The organism is Streptomyces sp. NPDC002795 (genome assembly GCF_042888725.1).
Classification (GTDB): domain Bacteria; phylum Actinomycetota; class Actinomycetes; order Streptomycetales; family Streptomycetaceae; genus Streptomyces.
The window spans coordinates 251,419-271,600 of the sequence record NZ_JBIAQB010000008.1 but is presented as its reverse complement, the minus strand read 5'-3'; the positions used below and the strand labels follow the sequence as shown (position 1 = coordinate 271,600).

Genomic DNA, 20,182 nt, shown 5'->3' with positions numbered 1-20,182 from the left:
GGGCGTCCGCGGCACCTGCCCGCCGCGCGGTCACCGCGCGGCGCGGCGCCGCGCGAGCCGGTAGCCGACGATCAGGATCGCGAACCAGATCACCCACACGTACAGGCCGAGCCGGGTGTCGCTGGAGGTGCCCATGAGGACCGCCACGATGGTGAGGCAGACGAGGGCGATCCAGTTGGTCACCGGAGCGCCGGGCATCCGGAAGTCGACGGTGGGCAGGAGCCCGGCACGTACCTTGGACCGGTAGCGCAGATGCGAGACGAGGATCATGGCCCAGGTCCACATGCCCGCGTAGACGTTGACCGAGGTGATGTAGACGAACGCCTTGTCCGGGGAGACGACGTTGACGATGACGCCGAGCCCCATGATCAAGGTGGACAGGACCACGGCGGGCAGCGGGAGCCGGCGGTCGCTGAGGCGCTTCATCGCCGCGGGTGCCTCGCCGCTGACGGCGAGCCCGCGCAGCATCCGACCCGCGGAGTAGATACCGGAGTTGCAGGCCGACAGGGCGGCGGTGAGGACGACGAAGTTCATGATGCCGGCCGCGCCCGGGATGCCGACGGCGGCCAGGACCTGGACGAACGGGCTGACACCGGGCGTGTACTTGGTCCAGCTGAGAACGGACAGCAGGATGATGAGCGCGCCGATGTAGAACACGGCGATGCGGACCGGAAGGGTGTTGATCGCCTTGCGGAGTGTCTCCTTGGGGTTCTTCGCCTCCCCGGCGGTGAGGCCGACGAGTTCGATGCCCAGATAGGCGAAGACGATGCCGTGCATGGCGAGCATGGACTGCCAGGCCCCGTGCGGGGCGAATCCGCCGTCCGCCCACAAGTGCTCAACGGACGCGGTGTGACCGAGAGTTGAGAAACCGAAGGTCAGAATGCCGATCCCGATGACGATCAGCGCGAGGATCGCCACGACCTTGACCGTGGCGAACCAGAACTCCAGCTCACCGAAGAGCTTGACGGAGACGATGTTCGCGACGAAGAGCACCAACAGCGCCACCCCCGCGGTGGCCCACACCGGGAAGGCGGGCCACCAGTAGGCGATGTAGTGGCCGGCCGCCGTCACCTCCGCCATGCAGCCGACGGTCCATGCGAGCCAGTACGACCACCCGGTGGTGAAACCCGCGAACGGGCCGCAGAACTCGCGCGCGTAGTCCGCGAAACTTCGCGACGTGAGCCGGTAGGTCATCAGCTCGCCCAGGGCCCGCATGATGAGGAAGATGATGACACCGGCGGCGGCGTAACACGCGATCACGCTCGGCCCGATCCGGGCGATGACCGTGCTCGACCCGTAGAAGAGGCCGGTGCCGATCGCGCCGCCGATGGCCATCATCTGGATCTGACGGGACGTGAGGCCGCGCCGATAGCCCTCGTCGGACGGGTCCACCTGCGGGGGCCGGCTGTCGTCTCGTGCCTGCTTGCCCTGGGCTGAGGTCATGGTGGTGCCCTTTCGTTTCCCGAATCGGATTGCGGGGAGTGCGGTGGGCGGTCACCGGCTCAGCGACCGGCGGTCGCCTCCGTGAGCGCGCGCTCGATGACATCGGCGGCGCGGTGGGCCTGCGCCATGCTCAGTACCAGGGGCGGCTTGATCTTCAACACGTTGTCGCCAGGGCCGTCGGTGGACAGCAGCACGCCGTCCCGCTTCGCGGCCTCCACCACGCGCTTCGCCAGCGCGCGGTCCGGCTCCTTGCTGTCGCGGTCGACGACGAGGTCCGCGCCGAGGAACAGGCCCCGCCCGCGAACGTCGCCGATCGACGGGTGGTGCTCGGCCATCGCGGTCAGCCGCCGGCGCAGGTAGCCGCCGACACGGTCGGCGTTGGCCATCAGCCGCTCGTCCTCGACGACGTCGAGTACGGCCAGCGCGGCCGCGCAGGACACGGGGTTGCCGCCGAAGGTGTTGAAGTACTCCATGCCGGTCCGGAACCTGCGGGCGACCTCGGGTGTGGTGACCACCGCGGCGATGGGGTGGCCGTTGCCGATCGGCTTGCCCAGCGTGACGATGTCCGGCACCACACCGTGCCGTTCGAAGGCCCACATGTGCTCACCGACCCGGCCGAAGCCGCACTGCACCTCGTCCGCGATGCACAGCGCGCCGGCCGCGCGCGCCTCGGCGTAGGCGGCCGGAAGGTAGCCGTCGGCGAGCTCGACCTGCCCGGCGCAGCCGGGAATCGACTCGTGGATGAAGGCGGCGGGCCCGGTGCCCGCGGCGGACAGCTCGGCGCACCGCGTCCGGAGGTGCTCGGCGTAGCGCGGTCCTTCCGCCCCGAAGGCGCCGCGGTAGGGGTCGGGGATGTCGCACACCCGCACCCGCTCGCCAGGACCGGTTCCGCCGGAGCGGTTGAACTTGTACGGGCTGATCTCGACCAGTGAGCTGAGGTTGCCGTGGTAGGCCCAGTCGAGGGTGAGGATGTGCTCCCGGCCGGTGGCGGTGCGGGCGAGGCGCAGGGCGAGGTCGTTCGCCTCGCTGCCCGAGTTCGTCAGCATCACCACGTTCAGCGGGTCGGGGAAGGTGGCGGCGAGCCGGCGCGCGTACTCGGTGATGTTCGCGTGCAGGTAGCGGGTGTTGGTGTTCAGCCGCGCGGCCTGCTCGGCGATCGCGCCGACCACGTGCGGGTGGCTGTGGCCCACGTGGCAGACGTTGTTGACCAGGTCGAGGTACCGCCTGCCATGTACGTCGATCAGCTCGGCGCCCTCGCCCGCCGTGATGTGCAGCGGTTCCGCGTAGCTCAGCGACAGGGTGGGCGAGAGGTTCGCGGTGCGGTGCGCGGCGATCTGCTCGGCACGCCGGTCCGGGGCGACGGCCGTGTCGCCCGGCGCGCGCAGCGCGAGGTTCGGGTTGGGGCAGATGCTCTCCCACACGTCGGCCTCGCTCGGGCGGACCGCTCCCGGCAGATCCGTGGAACGGCCGAGCAGCGTGGTGAACAGCTGGATGTGCACGTGCGGGGGCCACCCGCCGTTCTCCGCCGCCGTGCCAAGGCGGCCGATGGTGTCTCCGCGACGCACCGGGTCCCCGGCACGCAGCCGCTCGACGCTGCGCCGGTCGAGGTGACCGACCAACAGCCAGAACGGTGTGCCGTCCCCGTCGCCATCGCTGGTGGTGGTGCGGTGTTCGAGCAGGACGACACCGCCGTAGTCGTCGTCCGCATCGCGGAACTCGGCGGCCTTCACCGTCCCGTCGAACGGGGCGAAGACGGGCGCGCCCGCGACGTCGAACACGTCCATCGCCATGTGCACACTGCGCCGCTCGCCTCCGGGACCACCGGCGAACGCGTCCGAGCGGTACACCACGCGGTCCTCGCGGTACCGGCCGATGCTGAGTGTGGCGCCGCAGGCGGCGCGGTGCGCGTCGATGGCCGCCTCCACCGACTGGGCGCCGTGCTGGATGTGCAGTTCGGCGGGGCCGTGCGCGGTCCAGTCGATGGTGTGGGTCCGGGCGGTCGACGGGTCGGTGCGCAGCATGGGCGCGGGGTCGCAGGCCGCCGAGCGCAGCCAAGCCACGATCTGCCGTTCCGCCGGGACGGGGCGGTACCCGCAGGCGTCGCGGAAGCGTGCGACGAGCACCTCGCGCGGCTCGGCGGAGAGCACCCGCACCAGCTCGCGGATCTGTGGCTGGCTGCTTTCCAGGTAGGTGTTGTCCGGGTCGGCGGCGAGCTGTTCGACGGAGTTGGCGATGCTCATCGCCAACCGGGCGTTGATCAGGTCCGGCAGCAGCCGCAGCTCCGCGGCCGACAGCGGGGCCTCGGCGTGGTACCCGGCGACCACCGCGCAGGCCGCGTCCACCGGATCGGCCTGTCCGAGCTGGGCGTAGGCCGCGGCCACGGCGAGCCCGCACACGCGCGGGGCGCGCACCACGTCGCCGAAGTCGATGATGGCGGCGATCCGTCCGTCCGCGCCGAGGAGCACGTTGTTGTCGTTGGCGTCGTTGTGGATCGCCTGCTGCGGCAGGGCGCGCAGCTCGGGCATCAGCTCGCCGAGCCGGGCCAGGGCGTTCGCGGTGAAGTCCCGTACGTCGTCGGCGACATGGGACAGCGCGCGTGCGAGGTCACCCGCGCGCAGCGGGTGCCAGCGGAAGTCGCGGTCCAGCGCGGAGTGCTCGAACCCGGCGAGGACGCCGTCCAGGGTCGCGACCGCGGAGCCGAGGGCGTGCAGCCTGCGCGCGTCCGCCGGGCCGCCCTGGGAGTACGGGGTTCCCGGGATCCACTCAAGCAGGTGCGCGGTGCGCTCGTGCCCGGCCACGGTCGTGGTGCTCGTGGCGACCAACGAGGCCGTGGGCAGGGCGGATTCGGTGCGCGCCAGGTGGGCGAGGAGGGCCTCCTGGAGGTCGATCTCCACGGGGCTCGTGCCGGCCGCGTACATCTTGAGCAGGTACCGCGGCCGGCCCTCCACGTCCAGACGTGTGTTGTCGGTGGCTTCGCCGGGGAGTGGCACGGCCTCGGCGCTGACGTCGAACAGGTCCGCGGCGAGGGCGGACAGCATCGTGGTCTGCATGCGCTGGAAGCTAGGTTCCGGGTGTGCCGATTGTCGATGGAACCTGCGCAACTCATCGTGCTGGTGCAAGAATTCGACTCATGGACGATACGGATCGCGGAATCTTGCGTGAGTTGGCGATGGACGCCCGTGCCTCGCTGGAACATCTGGCGCGGGTCTCCGGGCTCGCCTCCTCCTCGGTCAAGCGGCGCATCGCGCGGCTGGAGGAGACAGGTGTCATCCGCGGATACACCGTGCGGGTCGACCAACGTCAACTCGGCATCGGCGTACAGGCGTTGATCGGGCTCTACGTCGCTCCCAGCACCTCACGGGCGGAGCTGACCGCCTCACTCAACGAGGAGGAGGAGATCGTGCGGGCCTGGACGACGGCGGGCAACGCCGACGCGCAGGTCCTGGTGCAGGTGCGGGACACCGACCACCTTGAGCAGGTGATCCTCCGGTTGCAGCAGATGCCCGGATTCGCCCACACCCGCACCCAGATCCTGCTCACCGAGCTGGTGAACCGGGGCGCCTGAACAGTGTGCCGACCGGTCGTGTCAGAGCGTCAGCAGCGGCATTGCCCGCGATGGACGTGCCGCCTCCGCGCGAGGTGAGCGGGACGCCCGTGTCGCGGGCGATGTCGAGCGCGGCGAGCACACCGTCGGAGGTTCGGGGGCGCACCACGACACCCGGTACGACACGGTAGTTGGACGCGACGGCGCGCGCAGTCGCGTCCAACTACCGTGTCGTCGTCGCCGCCGATCGCGGCGCGCAGCCGGTCCACGGCTTCGGCCGGCGACCCGTCGTGGGCGGGACGGTCAGGGGTGACCTCCACGGGTGACTCTCCGGGTGAAGGGCGAGTGGCGTGGTGCGCCGCGATCAGAGGAAGCTGACGTTCTGCGCGAGGGCGAGTTCGCTCGAATAGTTGATGGTGTTGGTGGCGGAGCGCATGTAGGCCTTCCAGGAGTCGGAGCCGGATTCGCGGCCGCCACCGGTCTCCTTCTCGCCGCCGAACGCGCCGCCGATCTCGGCGCCGGAGGTGCCGATGTTGACGTTGGCGATACCGCAGTCGGATCCGGCGGAGGACAGGAAGAGTTCGGCTTCCTGCTGGTCACGGGTGAAGATGCTGGACGACAGGCCCTGGGGGACGTCGTTGTGCAGCGCGATGGCCTCGTCGAGGGTGTCGTAGGTCAGGACATACAGGATCGGGGCGAAGGTCTCCTCGCGTACGACGTCGTTCTGTTCGTCGACGCGGACGATGACGGGCTCGGCGTAGGCGGCCTCCGGCGCCTGGTCGGCGAGGCGGCGGTTGCCGCCGACGAGGACCTTTCCGCCATGGGCCCCGACGCGGTCGAGTGCGCCTCGCATGCCGTCGAGGGCCTTGGGGGAGATGAGGGGCCCGACGAGGGTGGCCTCGTCGAAGGGGTTGCCGATCGGGAGCTTGCGGTAGGCGGCCGTGAGGCGTTCGACGAGAGTGTCGGCGATGTCGCGGTGGACGATGAGGCGGCGCAGCGTGGTGCAGCGCTGGCCCGCGGTGCCGGCGGCGGCGAAGACGATGCCCTGGACGGTGAGGTCGAGGTCGGCGGAGGGGGTGACGACGGCGGCGTTGTTGCCGCCGAGTTCGAGGAGGCTGCGGCCGAATCGGGCGGCGACGCGCGGACCCACCTCACGCCCCATCCGGGTCGACCCGGTGGCACTGACGAGCGCGACGCGCGGATCGTCGACAAGCCGCTCGCCGACGGCACGGTCCCCGAGCAGCAGCCGGTGCACATCGCGGGGCGCTCCTACGTCGTCGGCGGCGCGGGCCACAAGCCGATCACAGGCCAGGGAGATGAGCGGGGTGAGTTCGGAGGGCTTCCAGACGACGGTGTCGCCGCAGGCGAGGGCGACGGCGGTGTTCCACGACCAGACCGCGGCGGGGAAGTTGAACGCGGAGATGACACCGACGACGCCGAGCGGGTGCCAGGTTTCGGCGAGGCGGTGGCCGGGGCGTTCGGAGGCGATGGTGCGGCCGTAGAGCTGGCGGGACAGGCCGAGGGCGAAGTCGCAGATGTCGATCATTTCCTGGACCTCGCCGAGTGCCTCGGAGCGGATCTTGCCCGCTTCGATGGTGATGAGGTCGGCCAGGTCGCTCTTGTGCTCGCGCAACAACTCACCGAGACGGCGCACGAGTTCACCTCGGCGCGGGGCCGGCGTCGTACGCCAGGTGAGGAACGCCTCGTGGGCGGCGGCGACCGCCGCCTCGGCGTCTGCCCCGCTCGCGGCCGCCAGGCCGAAGAGGTCCTCGCCGGTGATCGGTGTGCGGGCGCGGAAGTCGCTGCCTTCGTCGGGCGTGACGCCGACGCGGCCCAGCGCCGCGAGCGCGCGCTCACGCAGTTCGTCGGTGGAGGGAAGGGAGGTGCCAGTCATGATGCTCCTTGAGGGAGTGGGTGGGACACGGGAGTTGATGTGCCAAGCGGAAGGAGAGGGCGCGGGAGGGGGAGGGGGCGCGTCAGTCGATGGTGCCCTTGAGCCCCAGCTCCCGGGCGACCTGCGCGAGGGACCGACTCTGCTGCTCCTCGTAGAGGGCGTACGGGTCGAGTACCTCGCGGCCGATGGCGCCGGAGAGCCAGTCGGCGTCGTAGGCGACACCTTCTTGGGCACTGTCGCGGGTACCCTCGCCGCTGAGGTTGGACTGGAAGATGCCGGCGGCCGAGCGCGGCAGGAAGTCCTCGTAGACGATGGGCCGGGTGCGAACCCAGCCACCACGCACCAACTCGGCCACTTCAGAAGGGACATGTCCCTCATGCGACTGTCCGGGGACCGTCTCGTACGTGAAGTAGGCGAGCCCCTGCGCGGCCAGTTCGGCCTCGTCGGCGGGCATGTGCCGCTCCCACACCGAGCGCGCGATGTCGCCACGCCGCTGCGGCGGATGTCCCGCCGCCTGCTGGTCGGCCTGCCCGAGCAGGTCGTCGTACAGAGAGCGGCCCTTGGGCGTGAGGGCGATGCCACGCGCCTCCACCTCGCCGAAGCGGACGCGCAGGGCGCCGCTGGTCACGCTGCCGTCGGGGCCGCGCATCGCGCGCGGCTCGGCGAGGGCCTTGAACGAGGTCTGCCGCAGCAGCACGTCGGGCCCCTTCCAGGACGGCGGGCCCTGGATGGTGTCGATCATCTCGATGCCGCGGTCGGTCATGCGGCGGTACAGCTCGTCGATGTCGAGGACGCGGGGTGTGAGGTGGTTGATGTGCGTGCTGCGTACGCCGCCGATGTCCGCGGCGACGGCCGAGACCCGCTCCAGCTCCTCGTACCAGGCCCGGTCGACCGGCTCCCGCGCCAACTCAAATGCCCCCACGGCAAGTTCGAGGAGGCGGGCTGCCTGCGCCTTCGGCAGTTCCCCCTCGGCAGCCGCGCGGTCGGCCAACTTGAGCAGTTCCTGGGGGAAGAGTTCGCGGGCTGCGAGGAAGTTCTCCAGGCGCGAGCGCAGGTCGGCGTCGAAGAAGCGGGGATCGGCCGGGGTGAGCAGGGAGGTGAACACGCGGAACGGGTTGCGCGCCAGCTCCTCGCCGTCGACCGGGCGGAACGCGGTGGAGATGACCGGCACGGCGCTGGCGGCGGCCTCCCGCAGGTCGTAGAAGCCGACCGGGTGCATGCCGACGGCGGCGAAGATCCGTGCCACCTGCGACAGTTCCCGGGGTGTGCCGACGCGGATGGCACCGTGCCGCTCGGCGGTGACCCGGCCGATGGAGCCCAGGCGTTCGGCGTCCGCGCCGCGCGCGCCCAGGACGCCCTCGTTGACCTCGCGCGAGACGTCCACGAGCGTGGTGTAGGCGGGCACTTCGCGCCCGTACATCTCGGAGAGGTGGGTGGCGAACGCGGCCCGCAGGCGCCATTGCGGAACGGTGGACATGGGCTCCCTTTCGCTTGGTTCGATGTGCTTCATGCGGTCACACCACGTGCGCCTCGGGGCGGCTGACCGCGGCGCCGGACCGGAAGCGGTCGGCGCTGAGCGGGGACACGTCGGTGAACGGCTCCCGCTCCAGGTGCAGGTCGCGCACGAGCTCCCCCACCGCCGGGGCCTGGAGGAAACCGTGGCCCGAGAACCCGGCGGCGTACAAGAAGTTGGGGACCTCGCCGGAGCGTCCGATGACCGCGTTGTGGTCCGGTGTGTTCTCGTACAGGCCGGCCCAGCCGCTCACCGTCTCCATGTCGGCGAGGGCCGGGGCCCGGTGACGTACGGCGGCGCGGAACAGGTCCAGCCACTCGGGGGTCCAGGTGGTGTCGAAGCCGTCCTCCTCGTCGGGGTCGGCGAGGCCGAACAGCAGGCCGTCGTCGCTGTTGTGGAAGTACCCGGTGGAGGCGAAGTCGATGGTGAAGGGGATGCGTGGGGCGGACGGTGCGAGCGGCGCGGTGAACGCGAGCTGGCGGCGCACCGGCCGGACGGGGAGATCGACTCCGGCCATGTCACCGATCCGCGCCGACCAGGCGCCCGCGGCGCAGATGACGGTGGAGCAGGCGATCCGGCCCGCGCTGGTGTGCACGGCGGTGACCCGGTCCCCGGTGGTGTCGAGCCCGGTGACGGTGGTGTGCGTGGCGATGGTGACACCTGCGCGGGCCGCGGCCCGCGCGTATCCCTGGACGACGAGCGCGGGGCGGGCGTGCCCGTCGTCGGGGGAGTGGGCGGCGGCGACGAGGCCGTCGGTGCTGATGTACGGGCACAGCTTCCGGGCCTCGGCGGGGTCGATGATCCGGCTGGGCACGCCGAGGCCGTTCTGTATCTCCACGCACTGACGGAACGCGTCGGCCTGTTGGTGTGTGCTGAGGAGGAAGAGGTAGCCGACGGTGTCGAGCCGGATGTCGGCGCCGGGGCGGCGGGTGAAGTCCCGGTAGGCGCGCAGGCTGCGGTGGCCCAGCTCGATGTTGAGCGGGTCGGAGAACTGGGCACGCACACCGCCGATGGGCTTGCCCGAGCTGCCGCACGCCAGCTCGCCGCGCTCGACGACGACGATGTCCCGCACACCGGCCTCGGCCAGGTGGAAGGCGGTACTGGCGCCCATCACCCCGCCCCCGATGATCACGACGGCGGCGGAGGAGGGAACCGTGCGGAAGACTGAACAGGTCACGTGCTGATCCCTTCCAACAGCCGCCACCGGACGTGGACTTGGGCCGGACGTCCGGAGGCGGCGAGGGCGGTCAGTGGCGAGGGCAGTCGAGGTACGGAGGCGATGTCGATCAGCTGTCTGGAGGCCATGGCCATCGTGCAGCAGCCGAACCGTTGACGTCCATCAACAGTTACTGTTCACGATCCTCCAGCGGAGCTATATGGTCCCCGTCATGGACTGGACGAGTGCGCAGCTGCGGTCCCTGGTCGAACTGACCCGGCGGGGGACCGTCACCGCCGTCGCCGACGCCCTGGGGTACACACCCGGAGGGGTCTCGCAGCAGCTCGCCGCACTGGAGAAGGTCACCGGCACGCGACTGCTGCGGCACACCGGGCGGCGCGTCGAACTCACCGACGCGGGAGCTACGTTGGCGGCGCACGCCGAACGCATCCTGACCGCGCACGGCGAGGCGGTCGAGGCACTGGAGCGCACCCGCAACGAGGTGTCCGGCACACTCCGGGTGGGCCTCTTCGCCTCCGCGGCAGCCGAGATCCTGCCACCCGCCCTGCGCCGCGTACGCGAACTGCACCCCGCGGTGACCGTCCGCAGCCGCGACATGGACGTCGACGAGGTGTACGGCGCCGTGGCAGGCGGGACCGTGGATCTGGCCATCGGCCTCGACTACCCGGACGTGCCCATCCGGCGCGAACCCTCCCTGAAAATGGTGCGGTTGGCCCGCGAACGCTTCTCGCTCGCGGTACCGGCCGGCACCGCGCACGGCCGCCGGACGGTCTCCCTCGCCGACGCGGCCGAGTGGGGCTGGATTCTCCCGCTCGCCGACAGCTACTACGGACGCGCCGTGCTCACGGCCTGCCGCCGCGCCGGGTTCGAGCCCCGGGTCCTGCACGAGGTCACGGACACGGCGGCCACGCTGGCCCTGATCGAGGCGGGCGTCGGGGTGAGCGTCGTGACGGGCCTGATGCTCAGGCTGCGCCCTTCCCGCCTGGACGTGCTGGCGCTGGAGGACGTGATGGAGCGTCACATCGTGGTGGTGTTCCGCTCCTTCGCCGAGCACCGGCCGACCGTGGCGGCCCTCGTCGACGTACTGCGCAAGGAGGCCGAGGCCGTGGCGCGGGCGGAGACGCGGCAGGCGGGGCGGGTCGGCTACGGGGCGGCGTCCCCGTCGCCCGCCCCGTGCACGTACGGCTGACCGGTGGGCACGGCGCCGCGCAGCGCGGAGATCGCCGTCCCGAGCAGCGGGCTGGTGTTCCCGCGGCGGTGCAGTGCGAGCACGCGGCGGAAGGCCGAACGCTGGGTGACGCGGCTCGCCCGCACCGACGTGTTCGGCACATGGGCGAGGCCGGGCACGATCGCCACGCCCTGCCCCGTCGACACCAACTCCCGTACGACGTCGTAGTTGTTGCTGCGAAAGGCCACGCTCGCCTCGAAGCCGGCCGCTGCGCACAGCCGGTCGAGCGACAGCGCCCCGGCGGAGCCCTCCCGGCTCGTGATCCAGCGCTCCTCCGACAGGCCCGAAAGCCGCGTGCCACGGCGGCTTCCGGGCGCCCGGAGCAGCACGAGGTCCTCGCGCAGCAGCTGGTGAGGTGTCAGGCCGGCGGGCCACTGCTGAGGGCTGAGCCCGTACTCGTACACCAGGGCCACATCGAGTTCACCGGCGTCCAGGGCGGTGACGAGTTCCGTCGGCTCGCCCTCCCGCAACTGGATCTCGGCGTGCGGATGGGCCGAGGTCAGGGCCGACAGCGCGGCAGGCACCAGACGCACCCCCGCGGTGGGAAAACTCCCGAGCCGCAGCCTCCCGGTCGCACCCGTGGCGAGCCGGCGCACCTGCTGGTCCAGCTCGTCCAGGGTGGCCAGGAGCGGGGCGCCGAGTTCGACGAGGCGGTCCGCCGCCGAGGTCGCGCGGATCCCGTGCGCCTCCCGCTCGAAGAGAACCAGACCGGTGTCCCTCTCCAGCGCCGAGATCTGCTGGGACACCGCCGACGAGGTGTAGCCGAGCTCACGCGCCGCGACGACGAACGACCCCGTACGCACGACGGTCCTCAGCGTGAGCAGATGCTGCGGCTTCAACAACCCGGAACCTCCCGGAACGTGGACCCCACGGCGCGCGCACCGACAGCATAAGCATCTCTGGTGCTGGAAGGTGAAGAGTCTCGTGCTGCTGACCCTTGTGAGGCGCGCCGTCGGACGCGGAGGGTGAAGTCGCGCAACCGGACCTGCCATTCCGGCGATCCCGGCCACCCCGGCCGTCCCGTGGACAGACAAGGATCAGCACCGTGACCGACGCACTCTCCCTCGTCGACGACTGGGGCCCCGAGAAGATCGTCGTCGTCTCGCACCGGCGCACCGGCATGAAGGGGGTGCTGGTCATCGACAACACGGCGCGCGGCATGGGCAAGGGCGGCACCCGCATGAGCCCGAGCGTCTCCGTCGGTGAAGTCGCCCGCCTGGCGCGGGTGATGACATGGAAGTGGGCGAGCGTCGACCTCTTCTTCGGGGGCGCCAAGGCCGGCATCGTCGCGGACCCCACCTCGCCCGACAAGGAGGAGGTGCTGCGCGCTTTCGCCCGCGCGCTGTCCAACGAGGTGCCCCGCGAGTACGTGATGGGCCTGGACATGGGCCTGACCGAGAACGACGCCGCCGTCATCCAGGACGAACTCGGCGACCGGGGCGCGGCGGTGGGCACTCCCACACAGCTCGGCGGGGTCGCCTACGACAGGCTCGGTGTCACCGGCTACGGCGTCGCGGAAGCCACCGACGCCGCCGCACTCCACCTTCAGCTGCCGCTGGCCGGGTCACGGGTCGCCCTCCAGGGCTACGGGGCCGTGGGGCACGCGGCGGCCCGGCGGTTCGCGCAGCTCGGCGCCACGATCGTGGCCGTGTCCACCGCGCAGGGCGCCCTGCACGACCCGGCGGGGCTCGACGTCCGCGCGCTTGAGGCCGCCCGCGAGGAACACGGCGACGCCTTCGTGACCCGCTACCCCGCGGGAACCGTGATCGCACCGGGCCAGGAGCTGACCGTCGACTGCGACATCCTCGTCCCCGCGGCCCTCCAGGATGTCATCGACGCCTCGACCGCCCGCCGGATCAAGGCGAAACTCGTGGTCGAGGGCGCCAACCTGCCGACCACACCCGAGGCCCAGACGGTCCTGGAGAACCGGGGCATCCACGTGCTGCCCGACTTCGTGGCCAACGCGGGCGGCGTCGTGGCGGCGGCCTTCGCCATGGACGCCCGCTACTCCGGCTTCCGCCCCGAGACACCCACCATCTTCGAGACGATCAGCAAACGCCTGCGGGAGAACGCGGTGACGGTCCTGGACGAGGCCGCCCGCCGCGCCATCACACCGCACGCCGCAGGCCGCGGGATCGCCGAACGGCGGGTACGGGAGGCGATGGTGAGCAAGGGGCGGATCCGGGCGTAGCGGGTGCCGGTCCTGCCGGTTGCGCACAGGGGTGTTGTACGCAGCTCGGCTCGGCACTGGTTGCAGAAGTGCAGGTCGACCACGGGTGGCCGCCTGCCGCACACGTAGGAGTCGTGCCGGCGCGATTCGCCGCTGGCGCCCCAGAGGCGGGCCCCGCCGGCGGCCCAGCCGATCGCGCTCACACCCGCGCGCGGAAGTAGCCGGGAACGTCCGCGCCGTCGAGCAGCCGCCCCACCGCCGTCCGCGCGGCCGGCGGCCCCACCAGGTTGCCCGCGCCCGAGTAGCCGCCCACCGCCATGACACCGTCGTGCACGGATACGCACAGGGCGCGTTGGTCGGCGGTGTAGCCGACCGACGCGGCCCAGCGGTGGGAGACCCGCACGGGTTCGCCCGCGGCGCGTTCGGCCTGCTGGTCGATCCAGCGCTGGACCGGGGCGGTGGGGCGGTCGTCGAAGGTGTTCTCGGTGGACTCGTAGTGGTCGCGGCCGCCCCCGATGAGCAGGCGCCCTTCGGCGTCCTGCTGCATCCACTCGAAGCCGTCACGGCGGCCGAGCGGGCCGTCCAGGACGCGGCGCGAGAGCGGCTCGGTGGCGAGCATCTGGAGGCGCACCGAGTGCACCGCGTCCGAGAGTTGGGGGAGCAGTGCGTCCAGTTTGCCGTCCACCGCCACGATCACCACGCCCGCCCGCACGACGCCCCGCCCGGTGTGTACCGCGCCCGCCTCGACACCCGTGACGTGACTGTTCTCGTGCAGCACCGCGCCGCGCTTCCGGCAGCGCTCCGCGAGTTCCAGGGCGCGCACCGTGGGGTTGACGCGAGCCCGGTCCGGCAGCACGAGACCGCGCCCCAGCAGGCCCTCGTAGTCCTCGACGGGGAGGCCGGCCTCGCGCATGACGGCCGCGTCCGGGCCTCGGACCGTACGACCGCTCAGGCCGACACGCGTGACACCAAACTCATCTCCAGCACCTCGGTACGCGGCGCCGCGCCCCCGATCATGTCGAGGGCGAGGCGCGCCGCGACGTGTCCCTCCTCCACGAGGGGCTGCGCGACCGTGGTCAGCGGTGGCGTCGAGGTCGCGGCGATGGCGTGGCCGTCGAAACCGACCACGGCGACGTCCTCGGGGACCCGCCGCCCGGCGGCGTGCAGGGCGGCCAGCGAACCGACGGCGATGCGGTCGGATCCCGCGAGGACCGCGTCGATGTCGGGGTGCGACTCCAGGAGGCGCGCCGTCGCCGCGAGCCCGGCCGCGGTGTCCCAGCCGGTGTGCACGACGCGCGACTCGTCGAGGCGGGACCCGAGCGCCTCCGCGTAGCCGCGCCGGCGGTCGACGGTCGCCGGGTTGTCCGCGGGACCGAGGACGACGGCCACCCGCTCGCGCCCGTCGGCGAGCACCCGCTCCGCGGCGAGGCGGGCGCCGCGCACGTCGTCGGAGTAGACCGTCGAGAAGATCCCGTCGTACGGCGAGTCGTTGAGCTGCCCGCACAGGACCACGGGCAGTCCGGTGCCCGCGAGGGATTCCAGCAGGTCACTGCCCCGGTACGGGGTGAGGTGGACCACCGCGTCGACCGAGCGGCGGCCGAAGCTGCGCAGCGCGAGCGCGCGCTCCGACTCGCTGGACGCCTGGATGATCACCGGCAGGAAGCCGCTGCCCGTGAGGCCTTCCGCGACGCCGCGCAGCACCCTGCCGTATGTCGGGTCGTCGAAGAGTTCGTCCAGCGGCTCGGTGACCAGGACGCCCACGGTCTCCGCGCGGCCGGTGGCCAGGGCGCGGCCGCGCGCGTTCATCACGAAGCCGGTGCGCTCCACCGCCTCCCGCACGACGCGCTTCGTCTCGGCCGTGACGAGGTCCGAGTCGTTGAGCGCGCGGGAGGCGGTCGCGCGGGAGACACCCGCCTCGCGGGCGACATCGGCGATCGTCACGGAGCGCGGGGCGCCGGGCCTGCCTCGGGGCATCGGTGACCTTTCCGCACGGGACGGAAGCCCGTGACCAGGACGAACGGAGAAGTGCGGTGTTCAGTATCGCCCAGGCGGCTCGCTGTCAGGACGTCGCGGGCGGACGGGCGTGGGGTGATCCAGGTCACGTTTGACTGCTGTTGTGGCAGACGAATGTAACCGGTTACATTCCGGAGCATGACTCTCCACCTCACGGACCCGGCCGACCGGGACCGAGTCGACCGGGACCCGGCGGACTGGGAGAACCCCGCCCTCACCGGCCGAGGCCGGCTGCCCGCGCGGGCGTACTTCTTCAGCTACGACTCGGCCGAGCTCGCCCGCACCATGGACCGCCGCCGGTCACGCGGATTCGTCGACCTCACCGGAGCCTGGCGGTTCCGGCTCTTCGACCACCCCGCGCGCGTCCCGGCCACCGCGCTCGCCGAGGAGTCCGAGGGCTGGGACACCGTGCGCGTGCCGCACCTGTGGCAGGTCGACGGGTACGGGCAGTTGCAGTACACCGACGAGGGCTTCCCGTTCCCGGTCGACCCGCCGCGGGTGCCCGCCGACGACCCGACCGGCGTGTACCAGCGCACCGTCGTGCTGCCCGCGACACCGGCCGGGGAGCGAACCGTGCTCCGGTTCGACGGAGTCGAGAGCTACGCCGAGATCTACTGGGACGGGACCTACGTCGGCATGACCAAGGGCTCGCGCCTCAGCGCCGAGTTCGACGTCACCGACGTGGCACACCCCGGCACCAACCACCTCGTCGTCAAGGTGCTCCAGTACTCGGACGGTACGTACCTCGAAGATCAGGACATGTGGTGGGCGTCCGGGATCTTCCGCGACTGCTATCTGCTGAGCCGGCCCGCCGCCCACCTCGCCGACTTCTTCGTGCGCACCCACCGCCTCGCGGACGACCGCGCCGAGGTCACCCTGACCACCAACGCCGTCGGGCAGCCGGATGTCACCTGGGAGGTGTACGACGGCGAGCGCCTCGTCGCCTCGCGCGCCGTCACGCCGGGCACCGACGCCACGCTGGTCGTCGAGGGCGCGCGGTTCTGGAACCCCGAGGACCCGTACCTGTACGACATGCGCCTGACCGTGCGCGGCGACGGCGGGACCGTCGAGCACGTGCCGCACCTCCTCGGCCTTGCGGAGGTGACCATCGTCGAAGGACGACTCCTGCTGAACGGCACGCCCTTCACGATGCACGGCGTCAACCGGCACGACCACGACGACCGGCACGGGCGCGCCGTGGGCATGGCCCGCGTCGAGCGCGACCTGCACCTGATGAAGCAGCACAACATCAACGCGGTGCGGACCGCGCACTACCCGAACGACCCCCGCTTCTACGAACTGTGCGACCGCATCGGCCTGTTCGTCCTCGCGGAGACGGACCTGGAGACGCACGGCTTCGCGAACATCGGCGACCTGTCCCGGATCACGGACGACGAGGCGTGGCAGACCGCGTACGTCGACCGCATCGAACGGCACGTGCTCGCGCAGCGCAACCACGCCTCGATCGTCATGTGGTCCCTGGGCAACGAGTCCGGGTACGGGTGCAACATCCCCGCCATGTACCGGCGTTGCAAGGAACTCGACCCCACACGGCCGGTGCACTACGAGGAGGACCGGGACGCCGAGGTCGTCGATGTCATCTCCACGATGTACTCGCGTGTCTCGCAGATGAACGACATGGGGGAGCACCCGCACCCCAAGCCGCGCATCATCTGCGAGTACGGGCACGCCATGGGCAACGGACCCGGCGGACTCGCCGAGTACCAGCGGGTCTTCGAGGCATGGGACAGCATCCAGGGGCACTTCCTGTGGGAGTGGTGCGACCACGGACTCGTCGCCACCACGGACGACGGGCGCGAGTACCACGCGTATGGCGGCGACCACGGGGACTTCCCGAACAACGGCAGCTTCTGCGTCGATGGCCTGGTCTTCCCGTGGCAGGAGCCGAGCCCGGGACTCGTCGAGTACAAGTACGTCATCTGCCCCGTGCGCGTCGATTACGCGGACGGTGTGTGCACCGTGACGAACGGGCGCTGGTTCACCGACCTGTCGGACGTGGTGGTCGTCCTCGAAACGCTGCACGACGGCCGCGTCGTCGGCTCCCGCACGCTCACCCCGGGCCCTGTGCCGCCCGGCAAGTCATGGAGCGAGGTCGTGCACCCGGACGTCGCGGCGCACGGCGAGACACATGTCACCGCACGCGTCCTGTCCACCGCCGCGCACGAATGGGCGGAGCCCATGCGGGAGTTGGGCCGGTACCAGACACTCGTCGCCGACCGCCCGCGCCGGACCGAGCGGGTCGTGACCCGCGCGGCCGTCGCCGCCGAGGTCGACGGCACCTCGCTCGTCGTCACCACCCCGGCCGCCGACCGGTACACGGTCGACCTGCTCACCGGCGACCTGTCGTGGCGCAGCCACGGGCGCGAACTCCTGAAGGAGCCGCCCCGCGTCGGCTTCTGGAAGCCTCTCGTCGACAACCACCAGCAGGAGAACGACGAGCTGTGGGCGCCCCGGTTCCTCTCGGTCATGCAGACCTCGACGCGTGATGTCTCGTGGCGGGAGCAGGACGGCGCGGTCGTCGTGGAGGTGTCTCAGCGCATCGCGCCGCCCACCCTCGACATCGCCATGCGGACCACGCTGACCTGGACCCTCGCCGACCACGGCGTACACCTCGCCGTCGAGGGCGAACCCGTCGGCGACTACCGCGACATCGTGCCCCGCATCGGCCTGTCCTTCGCGGTCCCGCGCGAGCTGCGCTCCGTCGACTGGTACGGCCTGGGGCCCGGCGAGAACTACCCGGACTCCCGCGCGGCCGCCACTCTCGGTCGCTGGCACAGCGCGGTCGACGACATGTTCACCCCGTACGTCGTGCCCCAGGACTGCGCCAACCGCGGTGACGTGCGCTGGGCGGCCCTCACCGACCCGCACGGCGACGGCCTCGCCGTGCGTGCGGCGGAGTCGGGCCCCTTCGCGTTCTCGGCGTGGCCGCACTCCGCGGAGGCGATCGACGCCGCGCGGCACCGTACCGACCTCGTGCCGGAGGACCGCGTGACCGTCAACGTCAACCACCGCGTGCTCGGCCTCGGGTCCAACTCGTGGGGCAGCGAGGTCCTCGACACCCACCGGGTCCGCTTCGAGCCGTTCCGCTTCGAGCTCGACCTGCGCTCCGTGTCCGCCGCCGCGCCCCACTACGACGAAGGGATCGCACCGTGAGGATCTTCCGCGACCACGCCCACCTCGAAGAGGTCCTGGGCGGCGTCACCAAGTGGGAGCGGACGCTCCAGGCGCTGCGCGCGGAGGGACGACCGCTCGGCGTCATGTACTCGGTCGGTGACTCGCTCACGACGATGCGCGAGCACACCGACGCGCTCGCCACGGAAGCCCTCGTCGCCCGACGCCGGTACCTGTACGTGCTGTCGCCCGTGGACGGGGACGCCGAGATCGAGTCGGCCCCCGTGGCCACGCTCGAAGTGGACGCCCCATACAGCGATTTGACCGACCGTCAGTACTTGCGCGGGAAGGGGGAGCGGCACACCGTCCCGCGCGGCGCCGTCCTCGTGGCCGGGCCCGACGAGGCGGTCCGTGTCCTGCCCGCACCCGGGACGACGGCGGTCGTCGTCCACGTGACCGTGGAGGGCGCCACCTTCCACAACAAGTAGCCGCACCTGTCCCGCCAACCCCGACATCAACGGAGCATTCAATGACGAATCGCCGGTCGATCGGTGCGGTGATCCTGTTCAGCATGGTCATCGCGGCTGTCTTCAACTTCCGCAACGTGGTCAACAATTACGTCGCCATCGGGACGCTCGCCGCCCCGATCTTCCTGATCGCCACGATCCTCTACTTCGTGCCCTTCACCCTCGTCATCGCCGAGATGGTGAGTCTCAACCGCCGCTCGGAGTCCGGCGTCTACCAGTGGGTGAAGTCCTCGCTCGGCGGCCGCTGGGCGTTCTTCACGGCGTTCTGCTACTGGTTCGTGAACCTCTTCTACTTCATCTCGCTGCTGCCGATCGTGCTCGTGTACGCGGGCTACATGATTCTGGGCCACGAGTGGGCCATCCAGCCGTGGCTCATCGCCGTACTGTCCGTGGTGATCTTCTTCATCGCCACCTACGTGTCGACGAGGGGCGCCCGCTGGATCGGCAGTGTCACCTCGTTCGGGTCCACCCTGATGATGGTCATGGCGCTGCTGTTCGTCGTCGCGGGGGTGGGCGCGCTGCTCGGCGGCATCACCCCGGCCAATGACATGTCGCCCGGCGGGATGCGCCTCGACCCGGGCTCCGGTATCACCGCGTGGGCGTTCCTCGGCACCCTGGCGTGGATCATCCAGGGCGTCGGCGGCGCCGAGTCGATCGGTGTGTACCTGAACGACCTCAAGGGCGGCGTGCGCGCCTTCGTACGCACGATCGTCGTGTCCGGCATCGCGATCGGCCTGCTCTACTCGGTCGGCACGTGGTTGATGGGCGTCTTCGTGAAGAAGAGCAGCGTCTCGTACAGCAACGGCATCTTCGTGACCATGCAGTCGGCGGCCGGATACTTCGGACTGCCGGGCGACCTGGTGGTGCGCGGCGTCGGCCTCATCATGCTCGTCGCCACTCTGGGCGGGCTGCTGATCTGGACCTCCGCGCCGGTGAAGATCTTCTTCTCCGAGATCCCCGACAAGGTGTTCAACAAGCGCGTCGTGGCGCTCAACGACCAGGGAGTGCCGGTCGTCGGCGCCTGGATCCAGTTCGCGGTCGTCGTGCCGCTGCTGTTCATCCCGACGCTCGGCGCGGGCAGTTCGATCGACGACCTGCTGAAGATCGTCACCAATATGACGGCCGCCACGGCGCTGCTTCCGCCGGCCCTCATCCTGGTCGCCTACCTGGTGCTGCGGGCCCGCTTCGAGGGCGCGGTGCGCGAGTTCCGGTTCGGCTCCCGGGCCGTGGGCCTCGGCATGTCGATCTTCCTCCTCGCGGTGTTCGCGGTCGCCTTCGTGGCCTCCACGTTCCCGGAGGGCCAGGCGCTGTGGCTGACGCTGGCCTACAACGTCGGCGGCCTCGTCGTCTTCCTCGGCGCCTCACTCCTCTGGTACCAGCGCTACCTGCGCCGCTTGCGCGCGACGTCCCCGGAGGAGGCGGCGGCCGAACTCGCGCCGTCGGCCCCGGTACGTTCCGAGGAGAACGCGCAGGCGCTGCGCGAGGGGGAACCGGAGGGCGTGGTGACCTCCAAGTAGGGCAACGCCACGGACCGGTGCGCG

General features: G+C 71.1%; 15 protein-coding genes. 6 read left to right on the top strand and 9 right to left on the bottom strand.

Annotated features, from left to right (window positions below):
- Window positions 1–30 precede the first annotated feature (30 nt).
- A complete protein-coding gene (locus ACFYWS_RS25045; protein ID WP_389280323.1) occupies window positions 31–1,443 on the bottom strand; it encodes an amino acid permease in 1,413 nt (470 codons plus the stop codon).
- A gap of 59 nt (window positions 1,444–1,502) precedes the next feature.
- Complete coding sequence (locus ACFYWS_RS25040) at window positions 1,503–4,493, bottom strand: aminotransferase class III-fold pyridoxal phosphate-dependent enzyme (RefSeq protein WP_389280321.1); 2,991 nt, start codon at window positions 4,491–4,493, stop codon at window positions 1,503–1,505.
- Window positions 4,494–4,573: 80 nt separating this feature from the next.
- On the opposite strand from ACFYWS_RS25040, the gene ACFYWS_RS25035 reads away from it, so the two are divergent.
- Entirely contained in the window at window positions 4,574–5,008 is a 435-nt protein-coding gene (locus ACFYWS_RS25035) for an Lrp/AsnC family transcriptional regulator (protein ID WP_389280319.1), read from the top strand.
- Here ACFYWS_RS25035 and ACFYWS_RS25030 read toward each other — a convergent pair.
- The 4 genes from ACFYWS_RS25030 to ACFYWS_RS25015 form a co-directional block, all read right to left on the bottom strand.
- Complete coding sequence (locus tag ACFYWS_RS25030) at window positions 4,980–5,210, bottom strand: FAD-binding protein (RefSeq protein WP_389280317.1); 231 nt, start codon at window positions 5,208–5,210, stop codon at window positions 4,980–4,982. The genes ACFYWS_RS25035 and ACFYWS_RS25030 overlap by 29 nt on opposite strands.
- Window positions 5,211–5,351: 141 nt before the next feature.
- Window positions 5,352–6,881 (bottom strand): aldehyde dehydrogenase family protein, encoded by a 1,530-nt coding sequence (locus ACFYWS_RS25025; RefSeq protein ID WP_389280315.1) that lies wholly within the window; start codon window positions 6,879–6,881, stop codon window positions 5,352–5,354.
- 82 nt (window positions 6,882–6,963) lie between these two features.
- Window positions 6,964–8,358, bottom strand: coding sequence for a 2-oxoadipate dioxygenase/decarboxylase family protein (locus ACFYWS_RS25020; RefSeq protein WP_389280313.1), 1,395 nt, complete (start codon window positions 8,356–8,358; stop codon window positions 6,964–6,966).
- Between the two features lie 37 nt (window positions 8,359–8,395).
- Window positions 8,396–9,571, bottom strand: coding sequence for an NAD(P)/FAD-dependent oxidoreductase (locus ACFYWS_RS25015; protein WP_389280311.1), 1,176 nt, complete (start codon window positions 9,569–9,571; stop codon window positions 8,396–8,398).
- A gap of 211 nt (window positions 9,572–9,782) precedes the next feature.
- On the opposite strand from ACFYWS_RS25015, the gene ACFYWS_RS25010 reads away from it, so the two are divergent.
- The gene (locus tag ACFYWS_RS25010) at window positions 9,783–10,760 is read left to right on the top strand and encodes a LysR substrate-binding domain-containing protein (RefSeq protein ID WP_389280309.1); all 978 of its coding nucleotides are present in this window, start codon (window positions 9,783–9,785) and stop codon (window positions 10,758–10,760) included.
- On the opposite strand, the gene ACFYWS_RS25005 is transcribed toward ACFYWS_RS25010, so the two are convergent.
- On the bottom strand, window positions 10,715–11,641 hold the full coding sequence (locus ACFYWS_RS25005) for a LysR substrate-binding domain-containing protein (RefSeq protein WP_389280307.1): 927 nt from the start codon (window positions 11,639–11,641) through the stop codon (window positions 10,715–10,717). The two genes, ACFYWS_RS25010 and ACFYWS_RS25005, sit on opposite strands and share 46 nt — an antisense overlap.
- Before the next feature lie 203 nt (window positions 11,642–11,844).
- Between ACFYWS_RS25005 and ACFYWS_RS25000 the strand changes: the two genes are divergently transcribed.
- Window positions 11,845–12,990 (top strand): Glu/Leu/Phe/Val dehydrogenase, encoded by a 1,146-nt coding sequence (locus tag ACFYWS_RS25000; protein WP_389280305.1) that lies wholly within the window; start codon window positions 11,845–11,847, stop codon window positions 12,988–12,990.
- A gap of 178 nt (window positions 12,991–13,168) precedes the next feature.
- Here the strand turns inward: ACFYWS_RS25000 and ACFYWS_RS24995 are convergent, their stop codons facing one another.
- Together ACFYWS_RS24995 and ACFYWS_RS24990 are read right to left on the bottom strand one after the other, a co-directional pair.
- Window positions 13,169–13,882: an NAD(P)/FAD-dependent oxidoreductase gene (locus tag ACFYWS_RS24995; RefSeq protein ID WP_389280303.1), complete on the bottom strand. Its 714-nt coding sequence runs from the start codon at window positions 13,880–13,882 to the stop codon at window positions 13,169–13,171.
- A gap of 35 nt (window positions 13,883–13,917) precedes the next feature.
- Window positions 13,918–14,943 carry a LacI family DNA-binding transcriptional regulator gene (locus ACFYWS_RS24990; protein ID WP_389280301.1) on the bottom strand — a complete coding sequence of 342 codons (1,026 nt, stop codon included), beginning with the start codon at window positions 14,941–14,943 and terminating at the stop codon, window positions 13,918–13,920.
- A gap of 177 nt (window positions 14,944–15,120) precedes the next feature.
- On the opposite strand from ACFYWS_RS24990, the gene ACFYWS_RS24985 reads away from it, so the two are divergent.
- Genes ACFYWS_RS24985 through ACFYWS_RS24975 form a run of 3 tightly spaced genes read left to right on the top strand, consistent with a single transcriptional unit; the run spans window position 15,121 to window position 20,158 of the window.
- The gene (locus ACFYWS_RS24985) at window positions 15,121–18,156 is read left to right on the top strand and encodes a glycoside hydrolase family 2 TIM barrel-domain containing protein (protein WP_389280299.1); all 3,036 of its coding nucleotides are present in this window, start codon (window positions 15,121–15,123) and stop codon (window positions 18,154–18,156) included.
- Window positions 18,153–18,602 (top strand): hypothetical protein, encoded by a 450-nt coding sequence (locus tag ACFYWS_RS24980; RefSeq protein ID WP_389280297.1) that lies wholly within the window; start codon window positions 18,153–18,155, stop codon window positions 18,600–18,602. Before ACFYWS_RS24985 ends, ACFYWS_RS24980 begins: the two co-directional genes overlap by 4 nt.
- A gap of 41 nt (window positions 18,603–18,643) precedes the next feature.
- Complete coding sequence (locus tag ACFYWS_RS24975) at window positions 18,644–20,158, top strand: amino acid permease (RefSeq protein WP_389280295.1); 1,515 nt, start codon at window positions 18,644–18,646, stop codon at window positions 20,156–20,158.
- The last annotated feature ends 24 nt before the right edge of the window (window positions 20,159–20,182 follow it).